The organism is Streptomyces sp. LMG1-1-1.1 (assembly GCF_040815545.1).
In the GTDB taxonomy this organism is placed as follows: domain Bacteria; phylum Actinomycetota; class Actinomycetes; order Streptomycetales; family Streptomycetaceae; genus Streptomyces.
Genome location: NZ_JBFPNH010000001.1, coordinates 234,032 through 250,823, shown reverse-complemented (window position 1 = coordinate 250,823; position 16,792 = coordinate 234,032). Strand labels below are relative to the sequence as shown.

The window sequence follows — 16,792 nt, the reverse complement described above, 5'->3', positions numbered from 1 at the left end:
CCCTTTATACGAAGGTTCGGGCGGTTCCGCCGCTTCAGACGACGGTGATCGGGTGACGTACGACCGCGTTGAAGAGGTATCCCTGGGTGTTGTGGACGGCCCGATCGGGCTGGGTGTTGCCGGCGGCGTCGGTGGTACGGGACAGCAGGGTGACGGGTCCGGTGGTGTGCGGGCGCCACGGCACGGTCCAGCGGACCCAGCCGTCCTTGCGGGGGGTGTCGAGGAGCCGGGCGTGGCGCCAGTGGGCGCCGCCGTCGGTGGAGACCTCGACGGTCCGCACGGGAGCGAGGGCGGACCAGGCGCGTCCGGTGAGCCGGTGGACGCGGCCGGACTCCAGGGTGGCGCCGAAGGGCAGCTGGTAGGCGGACTTGAGGGTCTGGCGGCTGATCGGGGCGCTGCCGCCGGCCGGGTGCGCGGCGCCGAAGAGGCGGTACCAGTCGGTGGACCAGGGCGAGCTGAGCGGGCGGGTGGAGACCTCGATGTCGCCGAGCCACTTGACGGACGCGATGCCCACCCAGCCGGGGACGACGAGCCGGACCGGGTAGCCGTGGTCGTACGGGAGCGGTTCGCCGTTCATCTCGTACGCGAGGATCACGTCGTCGAAGGCCTTGGCGACCGGCAGCGGGCGCCGCACCCGGCCGTAGTCGACGCCGCCGGAGACGTACGGGTCGTCGAGGCCGCGCGGCTGGAGGTCGACGGCGTCGCGGGCGATCCCGGCGCGCAGCAGCACGTCGGAGAGGCGGACGCCGCGCCAGCGGGCGGCTCCGACGGCGCCGAGGGTCCAGGAGGTGCCCGTGACCGGCTCGCCCTGCTGGCTCGTGTAGAGGCTGCGGCCGTTTCCGGCGCACTCGATCAGGGCCGTCCGGGTGACGGAGGGCAGGTCGCGCAGTTGGCCGTAGGTGAAGTGGACGGGGTTCCGGCCGTGGAGGCCGTCGCCCCAGAGCGTCAGCCGCCAGTCGTCGGCGTCGAGCACGGGGGTGCTGGTGTGGTTGCGGACGAAGAAGCGGTCGGCGGGGGTGAGGAGGCCGGTGTCCCCGAGGGCGTCGTACCGCGCCTCGGCGTTGGTGCCCCGGACGGTGAAGTACTCGGCCGGGAGCGCCTTGACTATCCCGGGCGCGGCGGCGGCCGTCGTGGCGGGCGCGGGTGCGGCGGGAGCCGGCACGGTCACGCCGAGCGCGGGTGCGGCGGGAGCCGGCACCGTCACGGCGTGCGCGGGTGCGGCGGCGGCGAGCCCGCCGACGGCGGAGACCGCCGGGCCCGCTGCGATCAGCTTCAGCAGGGAGCGGCGGGCGGGCGCGGGCGAGTACGGCACGGGACTCCTCGACACGTGGGAGGGGCGGACCGCCGGGCGGCGACGCGCCGATCCTAGGGGCGCGGGCCGGGCCCGCACGGCCCGTTCACAGTCCTGTCATACACGGGTTCGTCAGGTCGGGCCGCCCGTCGGCCCGCGCCGGAAACCGTGAGCGGCCGGCCCGCGGCCGGGCCGACAATGCCGCATGCCGATACGCGAAGCACTTCCCGAGGACGCGGCCGCGCTCGCCGCCGTGCACATCCGGTCCTGGCGGGCCGCCTACCGCGACCTGCTCCCCGCCGCGTACCTGGACGCCCTCGACGTCGAGGAGCGTTCCGCCGTCTGGCACGCCCGGCTGACGGCTCCGGACCGGCCCGCGGTGCTGCTGAGCACGGGCACCGACGGCCGGCCGGTCGCCTTCGCGTGCTTCCGGGCCTGGCCGGACGAGGACCTGCCCGCCGGGACGACGGCGGAGCTCGCGGCGCTGTACGCCCTGCCGGAGGTGTGGGGCAGGGGCGTCGGACGGGCGCTGCTCTCGGCTTCGGTCGACGCGCTCGTGGCGGGCGGGTTCCGCGAGGCGGCCCTGTGGGTGTTCGCGGGGAACGCACGGGGGCGGAGGTTCTACGAGGCGGCGGGCTGGCGGCCGGACGGCGAGGTGGTGCGCGAGGAGACCGGCGGCGTGACGCTCGACGAACTCCGGTACCGGCGGGCCCTGTTCATCTGAGGCGCGTCCACATCCCAAGACGCCCATCTCAATATACGGCCGCCGCGCGTACGGTGGTGACACGCACCCATACCGAGGGAGTCGCTTCCATGACGCACGCCTCCACACCGTCCACGGCCCACGAGACCGCGGTCTACACCCACGGCCACCACGAGTCCGTCCTGCGCTCGCACACCTGGCGTACCGCCGCCAACTCGGCGGCCTACCTGCTGCCGGAGCTGCGTTCGGGCCTGGACGTCCTGGACGTGGGCTGCGGCCCCGGCACCATCACCGCCGACCTGGCCGCACTGGTGGCGCCCGGCCGGGTGACGGCGGTCGACGCGGCCGACGACGTCCTGGACAAGGCGCGCGCCGTGGCCGCCGAACGCGGCCTGGAGAACGTCGAGTTCGCCGTGGCCGACGTCCACGCGCTGGACTTCCCCGACGACTCCTTCGACGTCGTCCACGCCCATCAGGTGCTGCAGCACGTCGGCGACCCGGTCCAGGCGCTGCGCGAGATGCGGCGGGTGTGCCGGCCCGGCGGCGTCGTCGCCGCCCGCGACAGCGACTACGGGGCCTTCGCCTGGTATCCCGAACGGCCCGCGCTGGACGGGTGGCTGGACCTGTACCACCGGGTCGCGCGCGCCAACGGCGGTGAACCGGACGCGGGGCGGCGGCTGTTCGCCTGGGCCCGGCAGGCCGGCTTCACCGACGTCACGACGACGGCCGGCACCTGGTGCTACGCCACCCCGGAGGAGCGGGCCTGGTGGAGCGGCCTGTGGGCGGACCGTACGACCGCGTCCGTCTACGCCGAACTGGCCGTGTCCGGCGGCCACGCGACCGCCGCCGACCTGGCGGCGATCGGCGAGGCGTGGCGGGAGTGGGGCGAGCAGGAGGACGCCTGGTTCATGGTCCCGCACGGCGAGATCCTGTGCCGGGTCTCCTGACGCCCCCGGGGGGGGCCGGGCCGCCTCGGTCCGTGCCAGGGGCCGGGCCCCCTCGGTCCGTGCCAGGGGCCGGACCGCCTCGGTCCGCCGTATCAGGGGCCGGACCGCCTCGCCCCCCGGAACGACCGGACCGCCCGGTCCGTCCCACAAGGTCCGGAACCCCTCGGTCCCTGAACGACCGGACCGCCTCAGTCCCGGAAGAAGTCGTGGAATCCGAGGCAGTCCGGGTCCTGGAGCGGGCAGCCCGGATGCGGGGTGCGGTCCGGCTCCGGCGGGGCGGGCACGGGGTCCGCCGAGCCGACCTCCGGCGGCGGCAGCTCGAACCCGCCGCACAGGCACGCGGCGCAGGCACCGGAGAACCTGGGTTCGCCATGGCGGAAGCGCGGGTGGCCGCACCGGCACCCGGTCGTCGCCCAGGACGCCATCTCCGGACCCCCGCCCCTCGGCGCGCTCGCCGCGCGGCCCCACGGTACCGCCGCCCGCGGCCCGTCCGTCAGCTCGGACGCATCCTGAACTCGTAGGCGTCCGGCAGGGGTTCGTCCGTGAGCTCCGCCCAGAGCTCGCCCAGGACCTCGGCGCCCTCACGCAGGTCGGCGACCTCGAAGCCCGCGTCGAAGACGGCGCGGGCCTCGCCGGTCCTGCCCTCCGCGAGCAGGATCCGCGCCTCCAGGAGACGGAACGCGCCCCTGGCCCGGACCTCCTCCGGGAGCCTCGTCCACACCTCCCCCGCCGTGCCGGGCCGGCCGGCGGCCAGCAGGGCGCCGATCGCCTCGCGCCCGAGCGCGGCGGCCACCGCGACCCCTCCGCCGGCCCGCGAAACGAGCCCGGCGCCCGAAAGACCGGCGCCCGAAAGACCGGCGCCCGAAGGCCCGGCGTCCGAGCGCCCGGGACCCGAGCGTCCGGGACCCGAAAGCCCGGCGTCCGAGGACCTCACGTCCACGGGCCGGGAGTACGGGGTCCGGGAGTACGGCGTCCGGCTGTCCACGAGCCAGGTCTCGACGTGGCCGGTCTCCACGTGGCCGGTCTCCACCGGGCCGGTGCCCGCACGGCCGGCGACCGCGGGCCCGGTCTCGGCACCGAAGGCCTCCGCGTGTTCCGCGAAGGCCTCCGTGAACCGGTCGGCGGCCCGCGCCGGGTGGCCGTCCTCGCGGTCGGCGACGGCCAGGCAGTACAGCAGGGGCCAGCGCACCTCGGCCTCCCGCAGTCCGCGCTCCCAGCTCCGTACCGCCTGGGCGCGGTCACCGGCGTGCCACTGGGCGATGCCGAGGTGGTACTCGGTGGACGGGTCGGCGGGGGCGGTCTCCAGCATGTCCCGCCACGGGGCGGCGACCAGCGGCGGTCCCGGAGCGGCGCCCTTCGCCGGGGCCGGCAGGACGCCGGTGCGCAGCAGCACGCGCCAGGGCTCCTGGTCCGGCCCGATCGTCGACTCGGGGAACGGGGTGCCCGGCAGGTCGTGGCGTCCGCGCAGCACTTCGAGCGCGCCCCAGCCGGAACCGGTGGCGAGGGGCGTGCCGGGCGCGGTGTCGGCGGCGCCTTCCCGCCAGGCCGTGTAGGCCGTGTCGACCGAGGCGCGTGGCAGCGCCGCGGCGAGGGCGCCCTCGACCTCGGCGCGGGCCGCCGCCCAGTCGTCGCCGAGCGCGGTGGCGGGATCGGCGGCCAGCGGCCCGTACGCCTCCAGCCAGCTGAACTCGGCGCCGCCCGCGAGCTCCAGGTGCTCCAGCTGGGTGCGGGCGAGTCCGGCCTGGATCTCGGCGTAGCCGGGGGTGCCGGGCTCGGTGAGCCACTCCTGCCAGCGCCGTCCGCCGCGCTCCGTACCCCAGAGGAAGAGCTTGCGGCCGCGCAGCGGGTCGGTGGAGGTGTGGACGAGGCCGGTGCCGTCGCCGTCGAGGGCCGCGATCCAGCGGCGCTGCCCGTCGGGCAGGTCGTAGAACCAGTCGGCGGCGTGCGCGCCGTTCAGCGGGTAGGAACGGTCGGTGCCGCCCTCGGTGACGGGTACGGGGAGCCGGCGCAGGCCGCGGTCGTGGCCGTGGTGCCAGGCGGCGTCGGCGGGGGCGAGGATCCGGCGGTCCTCGGGGACGGCGGTGTTCGACCACCAGTAGACGGGGGCGGTGTGCTCGTGGGGGTTGCGGACGCGGATCCCCGCGTACAGGAAGTCGGAGCCCTCCGGGAGCCACAGGTCGACCTGGAAAGGGAGGTCGCGCAGTCGTTCCCACTCCCAGAGGCGGAGCATCGGGCCGCCGTCGGGTGCGGGGACGGTCGCGGCGTGGAGGGGGGAGCAGGACAGGGTGGTGTGGCCGGTGGCGCCGATGTTCCACTCGACGCCGCCGGAGTACCAGGCGCCGTTGAGCGCGAAGGCCGCGGGCTGGAACACCGGGTTGCGGTAGAGGAGTTCGCGCCCGGTGGGCTTGTGGTGCAGGGAGTGGACGCGGCCGCCGAGGCCGGGCAGCACGGTCACCCGAAGCCGTTCGTTCTCGATCACGATCGCGTCGAGGTCCGTGGGGGTGCGCTCGCGGCCGTAGCCGTCGCGCAGCGGTGCGGGCAGCAGGCTGCGCAGGGGATCGCGCCCGATGCCCCGGGCCATGTCGCGCGGCAGGGACGCGAGGGTGTGCGCGTCGACCGCGTGCGTCCCGTCGTGGGGGCGCAGGGCGGGCAGCGGGTTGTCCGGGCCCAACGGGGCCGCGGGCAGCGTCAGTACGGCACGTCGTACGGTCGTCATCGCCCCATGGAACACGTCGGGGTCGGTCGTGACCAGGGGTTCTCCACGTCAGGCTTCGGTAAAGGAGCGGGGGCGCCGGCGGCCCGGATATTCCCGGCGGTCCGGCGCCCGCCGCCGTACTGTGGTGGGTCGGCGCCACCCCGGCGGCCGAGGGAACCGTGGCACAGGGAGTACGAGGAATGGGCACGCAGCACACCTACCGGGTCATCGTGCGCGGCACGTTCGACGGTCTGTCGGAGGAGAGCCGCACCCGGCTGCTCGCCGACGTGGACGCGCACGGGCTGACCGCGATGCAGTTCACGGAGGAGGGCTCGCTCGCCTACGACCGGACGCTGAAGCACTTCTCGTACCGTCTGGTCGTCGTCTCCGACGCGGCGGACGGCGACGAGATGGCGGGGGCGCTCGCCGAGGACCGGGTGGAGACCGCGCTCAAGGAGCTCGGCCACGCGCACGGCCCGCTGCGCTCCACGGTGACGGACCTCGACACGATGAAGATCAACTACAAGCGCTGAGCCGCGTCCTGGGGTTCCGGGGCCGTGATCGCCCAGCGTTCGTGGTCCCGCCAGGCGCCGTCGATGAACAGCATCGCCGGGGAGAACCCCTCCAGACGGAAGCCCGCGCGGCGGACGAGCGCGCGGGAGGCGGTGTTGCCCGGCTGGATGTTCGCCTCCAGGCGGTGCAGATCCAGCGGCCCGAAGGCGTACGCCAGGAGCACCCCGAGCGCCTCGGTGAGCAGACCGCGCCCGGCGGCGTGCGCGAAGGCGCCGTAGCCGAGCGCCCCGCTGCGGAAGGCTCCGCGGACGATGTTGTTGATGTTGACGAATCCGGCGATCCGGCCGCCGTCCTCCCGCGCGCACACCAGGAACCCGACGCGCGCCGGGTCCCCCAGGAGCGCGCCCGCGTACGCCGCGTACGCCTCCGTCGTGCACGGCGGGAACAGCCAGGGGCGGTGCAGCTCCCGGCTCTCCCTGGCACGGGCGGTGAACTCCCCCGCGTCGTCGGACGAGAAGGCGCGCAGGCCCACGCGGGGCCCTGCCGCGAGGTACCGGCCGGGATCGTCGGACATGGGGCCAGGCTAGGGCCTGTCGTCACACTCCCGTCGTCGCCCGAAGGGCGGCCCTGCGGCGTCAGGTGCGTGCTCTCGGCGTGCCGGGCGCGAGTCCTCGTACTGGACGTACTCGGGCTTGCGCCCGGTGCGGCGAGAGCGCGTGCATGGCGTCGCGGGGCAGACGGGAGTGTGACGACAGGCCCTAGGGACGTACGGCGGATCAGGCCGGATCAGGGCCCCGCGAGCCGGCATGATCGGCAGGACGCCCCCTGGGGTGTCCAACGGGCCAGGGCCGAACCAGGATCGACAGGCTCGGACCAGGGCGCGGCGTCCCGGCTCAGCGGCGGGCGCTCTGCACGCGCGGGGGGCAGCTCTCGCCCTTGCGGACGACGCCGATCATGACCGTGGTGCGGCGGTCGAGGCCGGTGCCCGCCGACGGGTACTGGGTGCAGACCTGCCAGCTCGGCGGCCAGAGCACCCGCCGGTCGTGCCCGCTCACGTCGTGGACGTCCAGCCGGGTCCGGCGCGGAAGGCGGGTGAAGACGCGCCAGAGCCCGCGGCCCAGGAAGTCCGGCATCGGGCGCGTCCCCGCGTCGTCGCCGGGGGCGGCGGCCTCCCCGGCCGAGCTGACGGCGACGGCCGCGAGCGCGAGGACCGCTCCCGCGCCCACGACGGCGGCCCGCCTCACTTCCGCCTCCGGGCCGCGGCGTAGAAGCCGCAGGCGCCACCGAGGACGGCGGCCGTGAGCAGGGCCCCGTACAGCGGCATGGTCACCTCGGGGATCAGCAGTCGGATCTTGACCTCGCGGGTGTTCTCGAAGATGAAGACCAGGGTGAGGACCGCGAGCGCGATCATCGCGATCCGGCCCGGGGTGAACGCTCCGCTGAACCGGGACGTGCCCCCGTGCGATGCCCGTGGCGTCTCCTTGGGACTCATGCCCCGGCCCCTCTCCTCCGTCGTGCCGTCGGTCGTACGAGCCGACCCGCCGTGGGTCCAGAATGGGCCGAGCGGAGCCCCACTGGGCCGGTGGGGAGAGCCGGACGGGTGACTTGTCAGACAGCAAAGGCCGCTACCGTGGGTGCCGGACACCGGCGGGGACCAGGCGGCCGGGACGAGGCGAGGAGGGGCCGTGGCGGTCAGCGGACAGCGGCGGCGACCGGTCGTGGCGCTCTACGAGCGGATCGCGGACGCCGTCCACGACGGCACCTATCCGCCGGGGTCGACACTCCCCTCGGAACCGAAGCTCGCCGCCGAGCTGGGCGTGAGCCGGCCCGCCCTGCGCGAGGCGCTCCTGCTGCTCCAGGAGGACGGCGTCCTGACCGTACGCCGAGGGGTCGGCCGCACGGTCAACGACCGGCCGCCCCGCCGCGGCTTCGAGCACGTCCAGCCGCTGGAGGAGCTCATCGGCGCCGGCACGCCGCTGCGCGTACGGGCGCTGCTGCGCACCGTCGAGGAGCCGACCGACTTCACCACCCAGCACCTGCTCGCCCCGGCCCGCGCCGAGCTGCGCTTCTGGGAGTCGGTGCTGACCGGCGAGGGCACGGCGGCGGCCCTCAGCCACGAGTGGGCGGCGCCGGACGACCTGCTCGACCGGGTCCACCCCGACTTCGCCCGCGCCCTGCGGACGGCGGATCCCGAACCCCCCGGAGTGGCAGGGCCCGGCCCCGCCGTCTCCATGCTCTCGGTCCTCGTCGGCGCCTCCCGCGAGACGGCCCTCACCGCGCACAGCGGCATCACGGCCACCCTGCTCGGGCGGCGGCGCGGCGAGCAGCTCGGCCGCCCCGCGGACACCCCCGCGGTCCTGGTCACCCAGGTCGTGCGGGTCGGCGAGACGCCCGTCCTCGCCGCCAAGCACATGCTCCCCACGGGCGCGCCCGCGCTGCCGGTGCTCCAGTCCCACTGAGCCCCGGCCCGCGGGTCAGCGGCGACGCGGGTCGGGGCGGGCGGCCGGTGCGCTCCGGCGAGCTCTACGGACAGGTCGGCGACGACGCCCGGGCCACCAGGTCCCACCCGCCCGGTCCCCCGCCTCACACCATCCCCCGCCGGACCCGGGCAGCCCCCGCAAGGCCCGCGGAACGTCGCGCTCCGGTCGCCTGTCACGGCCGTCACAGCGCCCCTCCCGGGCGTGGCGTACACTTCCCGGCCATGCACTTGTCTGACAACTCCGCCACGCCTGCCGCCCCCGCCGTTTCCGAGTGGATCCGCCGGGCCCCCAAGGCCGTCCTCCACGACCACCTCGACGGCGGGCTGCGCCCCGCGACCATCGTCGAGCTGGCGCGGGAGTGCGGCTACACCGCGCTGCCGACCGAGGACCCGGCCGCGCTCGCGGTGTGGTTCCGGGACGCCGCCGACTCCGGTTCGCTGGAGCGGTACCTGGAGACGTTCGCCCACACCTGCGCGGTGATGCAGACCCGCGAGGCGCTGACGCGCATCGCGGCCGAGTGCGCCGAGGACCTGGCGGCGGACGGGGTCGTCTACGCCGAGATCCGCTACGCCCCCGAGCAGCACCTGGAGGGCGGGCTGACCCTCGACGAGGTCGTCGAGGCGGTCAACGACGGCTTCCGCGAGGGCGAGCGCCGCTCCGGCGGCCGGATCACCGTCCGTACGCTGCTCACCGGCATGCGCCACACGGACCGGTCGCTGGAGATCGCGCAGCTCACGGTCGCGCACCGGGACAACGGCGTGGCCGGCTTCGACATCGCCGGCGGCGAGATCGGCAACCCGCCGGCCCGCCACCTCCCCGCCTTCCAGCACCTGAAGCGGGAGAACTGCCACTTCACGATCCACGCGGGCGAGGCCGTCGGCGCGGAGTCGATCCACGAGGCGGTGCAGGTCTGCGGCACCGAGCGGATCGGCCACGGCGTCCGGATCACGGACGACATCGGCGAGGACGGCACCCTGGGCCGGCTGGCCTCGTACGTCCGCGACAACCGCATCGCCCTGGAGGTCTGCCCGACCTCCAACCTCCAGACGGGCGCGGCGAAGGACTACGCCTCGCACCCGATCGACGAGCTCCGCCGCCTCGGCTTCCGCATCACCCTGAACACCGACAACCGTCTGGTCTCCGGCACCACCATGAGCGAGGAGTTCCAGCACATGGTGGACGCCTTCGGGTACGGCCCCGAGGTCTTCGAGGAGTTCACCGTCGCCGCCCTCGATGCCGCGTTCCTCCCGCTGCCGGACCGTCAGCGCCTGATCGACGAGGTCGTTCGCCCGGGGTACGCCGCTCTCTAGGCGCGTCGCACCGGGGCCCGTCCCGCGCGGACCGACGGCTCGACCGACGGCTCGACCGGCCGCTCGACCGGGGCCGGCCCGCCGCTCAGCGCAGCGCCGGTACGTCCAGGGTCAGGGTGCCCGCCTCCGCGTCGAGGACCGCGGGCACGCCGAGGGGCACGGTGAGGGCCGTCGCACTGTGGCCGAAGCCCAGTTCCTCGACGACCGGGACGCCGAGGCCGCCGAGGCGGTCGGCGAGGACGGCCCGCACGTCCTCGTAGGGGCCGCAGTCCACCCAGGAGCCGAGGCCGATGCCCGCGACGCCGTCGAGCCAGTCGGAGCGGAGGAGTTGGGTGAGGACGCGGTCGAGCCGGTACGGATCCTCGCCCACGTCCTCCAGGAGCAGCAGCCCGCCACGCGCCGAGGGGCGGGCGTGCGGCGTGGCGAGGTCGGAGGCGAGGAGGCTGACGCAGCCGCCGAGGGTGACGCCGCGGGCGCGGCCGGGCACCAGGGCACGCGCCGTCTCCAGGCCGAGCGTCCGGACCGACTCCGGCTCGAACAGGGTGGCGCGCAGGGACTCCTGGGTCCGCGGGTCCGCGAGGAACGTGGCGGCGGCGACCATCGGGCCGTGCAGGGTGGCGAGGCCGGCGCGGACGGCGAAGGCCTCGTGGAGTGCGGTGGCGTCGCTGTAGCCGACGAACACCTTGGGCCCGGCCGCCCTGATCGCCTGCCAGTCGACGAGGTCGACCATGCGCTGGGCGCCGTAGCCGCCGCGCGCGCAGATCACTGCGGAGACGGAGGGGTCGCACCAGGCCTCGGTGAGGTCGCGGGCCCGCGCCCGGTCCTCGCCCGCGAGGTGTCCGAGGGTGGGGTGGGCGGCCAGGACGTGCGGGGCGACGACGGGGTCGAGGCCCCAGCCGCGCAGGATGTCGAGCCCCGCGTCGAGCCGTTCCTCGGGGATGGGCCCGCTGGGGGCGACGACGGCGACCCGGGCCCCGGGACGGAGCCGCTCGGCCCGGGCCGGGAGTTCGGCGGTGGCGTGCGGGGTCGCGGTGCTCATGTGCGGTACTCCAGGGCCGGCACGTCCGTGCGGTCGATGCCGAAGGTGCGTACGTACAGGTCGAGTTCGGCTTCCAGGGACCGGGTGATCGTATCGGCCCTGCGGAAGCCGTGCCCCTCTCCCTCGAAGGCGAGGTACGCGTGCGGGACGCCCCGGCCGGCCGCGCGGGCGAGGAAGCGCTCGGCCTGGGCGGGCGGACAGATGACGTCGTCGAGCCCCTGGAGCAGCAGGAAGGGGGCGGTGACCCGGTCGACGTGCTCGACGGGTGACCGTTCCTTGTAGCGGGCCGGCACCCGGTCGAGCGGTCCGACCAGGCCGTGGAGGTACCGGGACTCGAAGTCGTGGGTCTCGTCGGTCGCCCAGGCGCGCAGGTCGAGGACGGGGTAGATGATCGTTCCGCAGGCGTAGACGTCCGTGCCGACGAGGGAGGCCGCCGCCGTCCAGCCGCCGGCGCTGCCGCCCCGCACGGCGAGCCGGGCCGGGTCGGCCGTGCCCTCGGCGGCGAGCGCCGCCGCCACGGCGGCGCAGTCCTCGACGTCCACGACGCCCCACTGCTCGCGCAGCCGCTCCCGGTACTCCCGTCCGTAGCCCGTCGAACCGCCGTAGTTGACCTCGGCGACGCCGATGCCCCGCGAGGTGAAGTAGGCGATCTCCAGGTCGAGGACGAGCGGGGCGTGGCCGGTGGGCCCGCCGTGCGCCCAGATCACGTAGGGCGGCCGTTCGCCCGGGGGTCCGGTGAAGCCGGGGTGGCGGGGCGGGTAGACCTGCGCGTGGATCTCCCGCCCGCCGGGGCCGGTGAACGTGCGGAGGCGGGGCTCCGGGTAGTACGCGGGATCGACGGCGTCCGTGTGCGCGGCGCCGACCACCCGGGTGCGGCCGGTGCGGGTGTCCAGCTCGACGAGTTCGTAGGAGGTGTGCGGTCCGGCGGCGGCGCCGACCACCCGGCTCCCGTGCGCGGCGAGGGTCGAGGCCCACTCGGTCCAGGGCCCGGGGGCGTCGGCGAGGGTGCCGCTGCCGGGGTCGAGGATCCCGAGGGCGGTGGTGCCCCTGCCGTGGACGACGGCGATCAGCCCGTTGTCCAGGGGCGTGAACCAGCGGAGCCCGATCTTCCAGAGCGGGCCGCCGAACTCCTCGGCGCGGGGGCAGAGGGCGACGGGTTCGCCGAGGTCGCCGCCGGCGCCGAACTCCGCCCGGTAGAGGTTCCACCAGCCGGTGCGGTCGCTGACGAGGAGCAGCCGCCCGGCCGCGTCCCAGTCGACCTGCGGGATCGACTCGGCGGGCCCGCCCGCGACGGTCCTGGCGTCCCGGAGGGTGCCGTCTTGGGCGATCTCGGCGATCCGGACCTCGGTGCCGTCCCAGGGCATCCGGGGGTGGTCCCAGGCGATCCAGGTAACCCGGTTCCCGTCCGGCGAGACGCGGGGGCCGGTGACGAACCGGTGCCGGGCGTCGCAGAGTTCGCGTACGGCGGTGCGGTCGTCGGCGGCCGATCCGTCCAGCGGCACGGCGGCGAGGACCCTGCGCACGTCGGTGGGCGCGGGCCCGGTGAACTCCTCGAGGACGCACCACACCTCGCCGAGCTCCGGCCGGACGACCGGGTCCACCCAGCGCAGTCCGTCGCCGGTCGCCGAGACGGGGGTGAGGGGCCGCGGCTCCGCGACGGTCCCGGCGTCGGGCTCGTACGCGTACAGCCGCTGGTCGGGGAAGTGGGAGAAGACGACGAGCGGTCCGCCCGCGGGGCGCGCGACCGCGGCCCAGGGCTGGCCGCCGTACTCGATCACCCGGCTGCGGACGTTCCAGGGGGCGGGCAGCACACCGTCCTCGGTGCCGTCGGCGCGCCGCCGGACGAGGGCGCGGCGTCCGCCCTCGGCGGGGCGGGGCGCCGTCCACCACAGTTCGTCGCCGACGGCGCCGAGGTACTCGGGTCGGCCGTCGTGCGCGGCGGTGAGCGCCGCGTCGACGGGTGACGGCCAGCTGCCGTGGGCGGCCTCGGTCGGTTCCATCTCGACTCCCCCTGTCACAGGTCCTGCCCCTGTCCTACGCGGACTTCAGATAGTGGTCGAGCACCCGGACGCCGAAGTGCAGGGCGTCCACCGGCACGCGTTCGTCGACGCCGTGGAAGAGCGCGCCGTAGTCGAGGTCCGGGGGCAGCCTGAGCGGCGAGAAGCCGTAGCCGGTGATCCCGAGCCGGGAGAACTGCTTGGCGTCGGTGCCGCCGGACATCGTGTACGGCACGACGGTTCCGGCCGGGTCGAAGCGCTCGACGGCGGCCCTCAGCTTGGCGAAGGTCGGTGAGTCGAAGGGGGCCTCCAGGGGCACTTCGCGGTGGTGGAACCCCCACTCCACGTCGGGCCCGGTGAGGAGGTCCATCGTCGCGGCGAACTCCTCCTCCGTGCCCGGCAGCATCCGCCCGTCGATGTAGGCGACGGCTTGGCCGGGGATGACGTTGACCTTGTAACCGGCTTCGAGCATCGTCGGGTTGGCGCTGTTGCGGACGGTCGACTGGACGAGCGCGGCGGCGGGTCCGAGCTTGTCGAGGAGCAGGTCGACGTCGAGGTCGGGCGCGGCGGTGTCGACCTCGATGCCGTACAGCGCGGCCAGTTCGGTGAGGGCGGCGCGGACGGTCGCGGTGAGGCGGACCGGCCAGGTGTGCGCGCCGATCCGGGCGACGGCGGAGGCGAGGCGGGTGACGGCGTTGGCCGTGTTCACCTTGGAGCCGTGGCCGGCCCGGCCGTGGGCGGTCAGCTTGAGCCAGGCGGTGCCCCGCTCCCCCGCGGCGATCGGGTAGAGGGTGGTGCCGGGCGTGGGGTGGAAGCTGAACGCCCCCGATTCGCTGATGCCTTCGGTGCAGCCCTCGAAGAGTGGGGCGTGCCGGTCGGCGAGGAACCCGGAGCCGTCCTCGGCGCTGGCCTCCTCGTCCGCGGTGTACGCGAGGACGATGTCGCGGCGCGGCCGTACGCCCTGGCGGGCCCAGGAGCGGACGACGGCCAGGACCATCGCGTCCATGTTCTTCATGTCGACGGCTCCGCGCCCCCAGACGACGCCGTCGCGTACCTCGCCGGAGAAGGGGTGCACGGACCATTCGGCGGGGTCGGCGGGGACCACGTCCAGGTGGCCGTGGACGAGGAGCGCCTCGGCCGAGGGATCGGTGCCGGGGATGCGGGCCACGACGTTGGTGCGGCCGGGGGTGCGCTCCAGGAGCACGGGTTCGACGCCGGCGGCGGCGAGCCGCTCGGCGACGTATTCGGCGGCGGGTCGCTCCCGGCAGTCGCCGCCGCCGCGGTTGGTGGTGTCGATGCGGATGAGCTCGGAGGTGAAGGTGACCACCTCGTCGAGCGCCGTCGTGTCCGGGCCCCGGACCTCCTCAGCCATACTGCTCCTCCACCGCGGCCGAGACGATGGTCGTGACCGCCTTGAACGTACGGATTGCCTCGTACATGGTCCCGCTGGTGTACGCGACGCGCCTCTCGCCGCTCCGCGCCACGCCGGGAACCACCGTGGCGGCGGCGCCCAGGTGCTCGGCGTCGAACTCCAGCTCCACCGTGAAGGGTCCGCCCCTGACCGGTTCGTGCCGGACGGCGAGGGCGGCGCCGGACTTCGCCGCCGCCCGGATGTCGGCGGCGGTCCTGGCCGGCGTGCGGCACACCGCCGCGTACCGGGAGACGTGGTCCTTGACGGCGACCTTGGGCGCCTCGGGCGCGTACCCGAGGGCGTCCTCGCAGGTGAGGTCGTCACCGGTGACGAGGACGACCGGGACGCCGTACTCCGCGACCACATTTGCGTTGAGCAGGCCCTCGCTGGCCCGCTCGCCGTCGAGCCAGACGCCCGTGATCGAGTTGGCGAGGTAGGTGTGGGCGAGGACGCCCTCGGTGCCGGCGCCCGTGTGATAGCCCACGAACGCGATGCCGTCGACGTCCCCGTGCTGCACGCCCTCGACCATGGAGAGGGACTTGTGCCGGCCGGTGAGCATCTCGGCCCGCTCGTCGAGCCGCTCGAGCAGCAGGTTCCGCATGGACCAGTGCGCTTCGTTGATCAGGACCTCGTCGGCGCCGCCGTCGAAGAAGCCGAGCACGGCCGCGTTCACGTCGGAGGTGAACAGCGCGCGGCACCGCTCCCACTGGGGCGTGCCGGGCAGCACGTCGGCGGGCCAGGTCACACCGGTCGCGCCCTCCATGTCGGCGCTGATGAGGATCTTCATGCCTGGCACCGTACGCGTCGCCCCGCGGCCCTACCACCCCTGTGGATAACCGCCGTTGGAGTGGACCAGTGGCACCCGCCGAACGGCGGTACGGCCCACCCCTCCGGTACCGTGGACGTCCTGGGGTCCGCCTCCCCCAGGCGGCGCAGCGCGGCGGCGGCCCAGCTCGTGGGCGCGGTGGCATGCAGCCCCGGGGCGCGCGTCCCACCAGGGATTCAGCGCGGTTCCGAATAGGGCGAAACTTCGCCAACAGGTACGTATAGGCTGTCCGCCGCAGTTGTCGCACCCGACCTTCCGGAGAGCTCTCGGTGACCATCGCCTTCACCCCGTCCGAAACCACGCCCGTCGAGTCCGTCGAGTCCGTCGAGTCGATCGGGTCTGTCGGGTCCGTCGCGTCCGTCGCGTCCGTCGCGTCCGAGTCGCTGGTGCCCGCCGGGCGGGCCGAATCCGCCGAGCCCACCGAGGCCGCCGAGCCCGCCGAGTCGGACGTGCCCGTCATGGCGGAGGAGCCGGAGTTCTGGGAGCCGTCGGCGCCCGAGCCGCAGGCCGGCGGGGACGCCGACGCCGGCGGGCACGGGCCGGAACAGGACGAGGCGGCGGACGCGGACGGCGGCGGCGAGGAGCACGACCCCGTCGTGGTGCGTGACGCCCACGACTTCGGTGTGTACGCGCGGACCGGGGGCTGGGCGTTCGCGCTCAAGGTGGCCCGGAGCGTGCGGCCCGGCGGCCAGGCCGCCGAGGGGACGGCGCGGACGAAGGTCTCGGCGAAGGCGTTCGCCCGGCTCGCGGGGTGCTCGCCGGAGCGGGTCATGCGGTACTACAAGGCCTGGGACATGGCGGCCGACGACGGTCTGGTCCCGCAGTTCGAGGTCCTGGTCCCCGGCGCGGACATCGAGCTGCCCGACGCGGACGTCTGGCTGTCGTACTACACCTCCCGCAACAGCGCGTCCTCGGTCCGCGGCCAGGCGATCACCGCCGCGGCCGAGGCGGAGGGCATCCGGCCGACGAAGGCCCTGGAGGTCGCGGAGAACCCGACGGCGCTGCGGGCCGCGATCCTCGCCGACCCGGGCACGGCCGAGGCCGCGCGCGGCGCGCTGCTCGACCGGATGAAGGAGGACCCGGCCCTCCAGACCGAGATGGCCCGTGCCATCGCGCGCACCGACGACCTGAAGAAGGCGGTGGCGAGCGAGGCGAAGGCGGCCGACCGCATCGGGTACGTGCGCCAGATCGTCGAGAACGGCCAGATCAAGACGCCCGCCGGGCAGACCGTGGAGGCGCCCGCCGAGCTGCGCGCCGAGGCCGAGCGGCACCTGTCGCTCCTCGACGAGCTCGACGACTCGGAGGAGGCGGGCGAGTGGGCCGGTGAGGCGTACGACACGGTGAAGGGCCTGGTCGCCAAGGCCGTCGAGGAGGATCCGGCCCTGCGCGTCCAGGAGCGCCGGACGAAGTTCTACAACAGCCTGCAGAAGGCGACGAAGGTCTTCGAGGAGCTGACCCTGGACGAGGTGATGGAGGAGGACATCTACGAGGCCGACATGCTCCAGCGCCTCGAAGCCCTCCAGGAGGCGATCGGCACCTGCATCAGCGCACTGCGCAAGGCGACGACCACCTCCTGAGGC

The 16,792-nt window shown here is 74.9% G+C and carries 16 protein-coding genes; 6 read left to right on the top strand and 10 right to left on the bottom strand.

Annotated features, from left to right (window positions below; all coding sequences use genetic code 11):
- Nucleotides 1-34: 34 nt before the first annotated feature.
- The gene (locus tag MRBLMG1_RS00950) at nt 35-1,312 is read right to left on the bottom strand and encodes a sulfite oxidase (RefSeq protein WP_367819701.1); all 1,278 of its coding nucleotides are present in this window, start codon (nt 1,310-1,312) and stop codon (nt 35-37) included.
- Between the two features lie 184 nt (nt 1,313-1,496).
- Here MRBLMG1_RS00950 and MRBLMG1_RS00945 point away from each other — a divergent pair, with 184 nt between their 5' ends.
- On the top strand, nt 1,497-2,015 hold the full coding sequence (locus tag MRBLMG1_RS00945; protein ID WP_367819699.1) for a GNAT family N-acetyltransferase: 519 nt from the start codon (nt 1,497-1,499) through the stop codon (nt 2,013-2,015).
- An 89-nt stretch (nt 2,016-2,104) separates the two neighbouring features.
- Nucleotides 2,105-2,941 (top strand): methyltransferase domain-containing protein, encoded by an 837-nt coding sequence (locus MRBLMG1_RS00940; protein ID WP_367819697.1) that lies wholly within the window; start codon nt 2,105-2,107, stop codon nt 2,939-2,941.
- 188 nt (nt 2,942-3,129) lie between these two features.
- Here MRBLMG1_RS00940 and MRBLMG1_RS00935 read toward each other — a convergent pair whose 3' ends face one another.
- Both MRBLMG1_RS00935 and MRBLMG1_RS00930 read right to left on the bottom strand, forming a co-directional pair.
- Nucleotides 3,130-3,366: a hypothetical protein gene (locus tag MRBLMG1_RS00935; protein WP_367819696.1), complete on the bottom strand. Its 237-nt coding sequence runs from the start codon at nt 3,364-3,366 to the stop codon at nt 3,130-3,132.
- 68 nt (nt 3,367-3,434) lie between these two features.
- The gene (locus MRBLMG1_RS00930; RefSeq protein WP_367819695.1) at nt 3,435-5,657 is read right to left on the bottom strand and encodes a DUF5107 domain-containing protein; all 2,223 of its coding nucleotides are present in this window, start codon (nt 5,655-5,657) and stop codon (nt 3,435-3,437) included.
- A 179-nt stretch (nt 5,658-5,836) separates the two neighbouring features.
- Between MRBLMG1_RS00930 and MRBLMG1_RS00925 the strand changes: the two genes are divergently transcribed.
- Nucleotides 5,837-6,169 (top strand): DUF6204 family protein, encoded by a 333-nt coding sequence (locus MRBLMG1_RS00925; RefSeq protein ID WP_367819693.1) that lies wholly within the window; start codon nt 5,837-5,839, stop codon nt 6,167-6,169.
- On the opposite strand, the gene MRBLMG1_RS00920 is transcribed toward MRBLMG1_RS00925, so the two are convergent.
- The 3 genes from MRBLMG1_RS00920 to MRBLMG1_RS00910 all read right to left on the bottom strand — a co-directional run bounded on the left by MRBLMG1_RS00920 (nt 6,157) and on the right by MRBLMG1_RS00910 (nt 7,641).
- Nucleotides 6,157-6,723, bottom strand: coding sequence for a GNAT family N-acetyltransferase (locus MRBLMG1_RS00920; protein ID WP_367819691.1), 567 nt, complete (start codon nt 6,721-6,723; stop codon nt 6,157-6,159). The genes MRBLMG1_RS00925 and MRBLMG1_RS00920 overlap by 13 nt on opposite strands.
- A 319-nt stretch (nt 6,724-7,042) precedes the next feature.
- Nucleotides 7,043-7,393 carry a hypothetical protein gene (locus tag MRBLMG1_RS00915; protein ID WP_367819689.1) on the bottom strand — a complete coding sequence of 117 codons (351 nt, stop codon included), beginning with the start codon at nt 7,391-7,393 and terminating at the stop codon, nt 7,043-7,045.
- Nucleotides 7,390-7,641: a DUF1049 domain-containing protein gene (locus MRBLMG1_RS00910; RefSeq protein WP_367819687.1), complete on the bottom strand. Its 252-nt coding sequence runs from the start codon at nt 7,639-7,641 to the stop codon at nt 7,390-7,392. The genes MRBLMG1_RS00915 and MRBLMG1_RS00910 overlap by 4 nt, the downstream gene beginning before the upstream one ends.
- A 193-nt stretch (nt 7,642-7,834) precedes the next feature.
- Here MRBLMG1_RS00910 and MRBLMG1_RS00905 point away from each other — a divergent pair, with 193 nt between their 5' ends.
- Together MRBLMG1_RS00905 and MRBLMG1_RS00900 are read left to right on the top strand one after the other, a co-directional pair.
- Nucleotides 7,835-8,608 carry a GntR family transcriptional regulator gene (locus MRBLMG1_RS00905; protein WP_367819685.1) on the top strand — a complete coding sequence of 258 codons (774 nt, stop codon included), beginning with the start codon at nt 7,835-7,837 and terminating at the stop codon, nt 8,606-8,608.
- 242 nt (nt 8,609-8,850) lie between these two features.
- Complete coding sequence (locus tag MRBLMG1_RS00900; RefSeq protein WP_367819683.1) at nt 8,851-9,939, top strand: adenosine deaminase; 1,089 nt, start codon at nt 8,851-8,853, stop codon at nt 9,937-9,939.
- An 85-nt stretch (nt 9,940-10,024) separates the two neighbouring features.
- Here MRBLMG1_RS00900 and MRBLMG1_RS00895 read toward each other — a convergent pair whose 3' ends face one another.
- Genes MRBLMG1_RS00895 through MRBLMG1_RS00880 form a run of 4 tightly spaced genes read right to left on the bottom strand, consistent with a single transcriptional unit; the run spans nt 10,025 to nt 15,173 of the window.
- Nucleotides 10,025-10,978 carry a S66 peptidase family protein gene (locus MRBLMG1_RS00895; RefSeq protein WP_367819682.1) on the bottom strand — a complete coding sequence of 318 codons (954 nt, stop codon included), beginning with the start codon at nt 10,976-10,978 and terminating at the stop codon, nt 10,025-10,027.
- On the bottom strand, nt 10,975-12,978 hold the full coding sequence (locus tag MRBLMG1_RS00890) for a prolyl oligopeptidase family serine peptidase (protein ID WP_367819681.1): 2,004 nt from the start codon (nt 12,976-12,978) through the stop codon (nt 10,975-10,977). Before MRBLMG1_RS00890 ends, MRBLMG1_RS00895 begins: the two co-directional genes overlap by 4 nt.
- Nucleotides 12,979-13,012: 34 nt before the next feature.
- Nucleotides 13,013-14,347: a M20/M25/M40 family metallo-hydrolase gene (locus MRBLMG1_RS00885; RefSeq protein ID WP_367819679.1), complete on the bottom strand. Its 1,335-nt coding sequence runs from the start codon at nt 14,345-14,347 to the stop codon at nt 13,013-13,015.
- Nucleotides 14,340-15,173 carry a M55 family metallopeptidase gene (locus MRBLMG1_RS00880; protein WP_367819677.1) on the bottom strand — a complete coding sequence of 278 codons (834 nt, stop codon included), beginning with the start codon at nt 15,171-15,173 and terminating at the stop codon, nt 14,340-14,342. The genes MRBLMG1_RS00885 and MRBLMG1_RS00880 overlap by 8 nt, the downstream gene beginning before the upstream one ends.
- Nucleotides 15,174-15,481: 308 nt before the next feature.
- Here MRBLMG1_RS00880 and MRBLMG1_RS00875 point away from each other — a divergent pair, with 308 nt between their 5' ends.
- Nucleotides 15,482-16,789, top strand: a complete 1,308-nt coding sequence (locus MRBLMG1_RS00875) for a hypothetical protein (protein WP_367819676.1) — start codon at nt 15,482-15,484, stop codon at nt 16,787-16,789.
- Nucleotides 16,790-16,792: the final 3 nt, after the last annotated feature.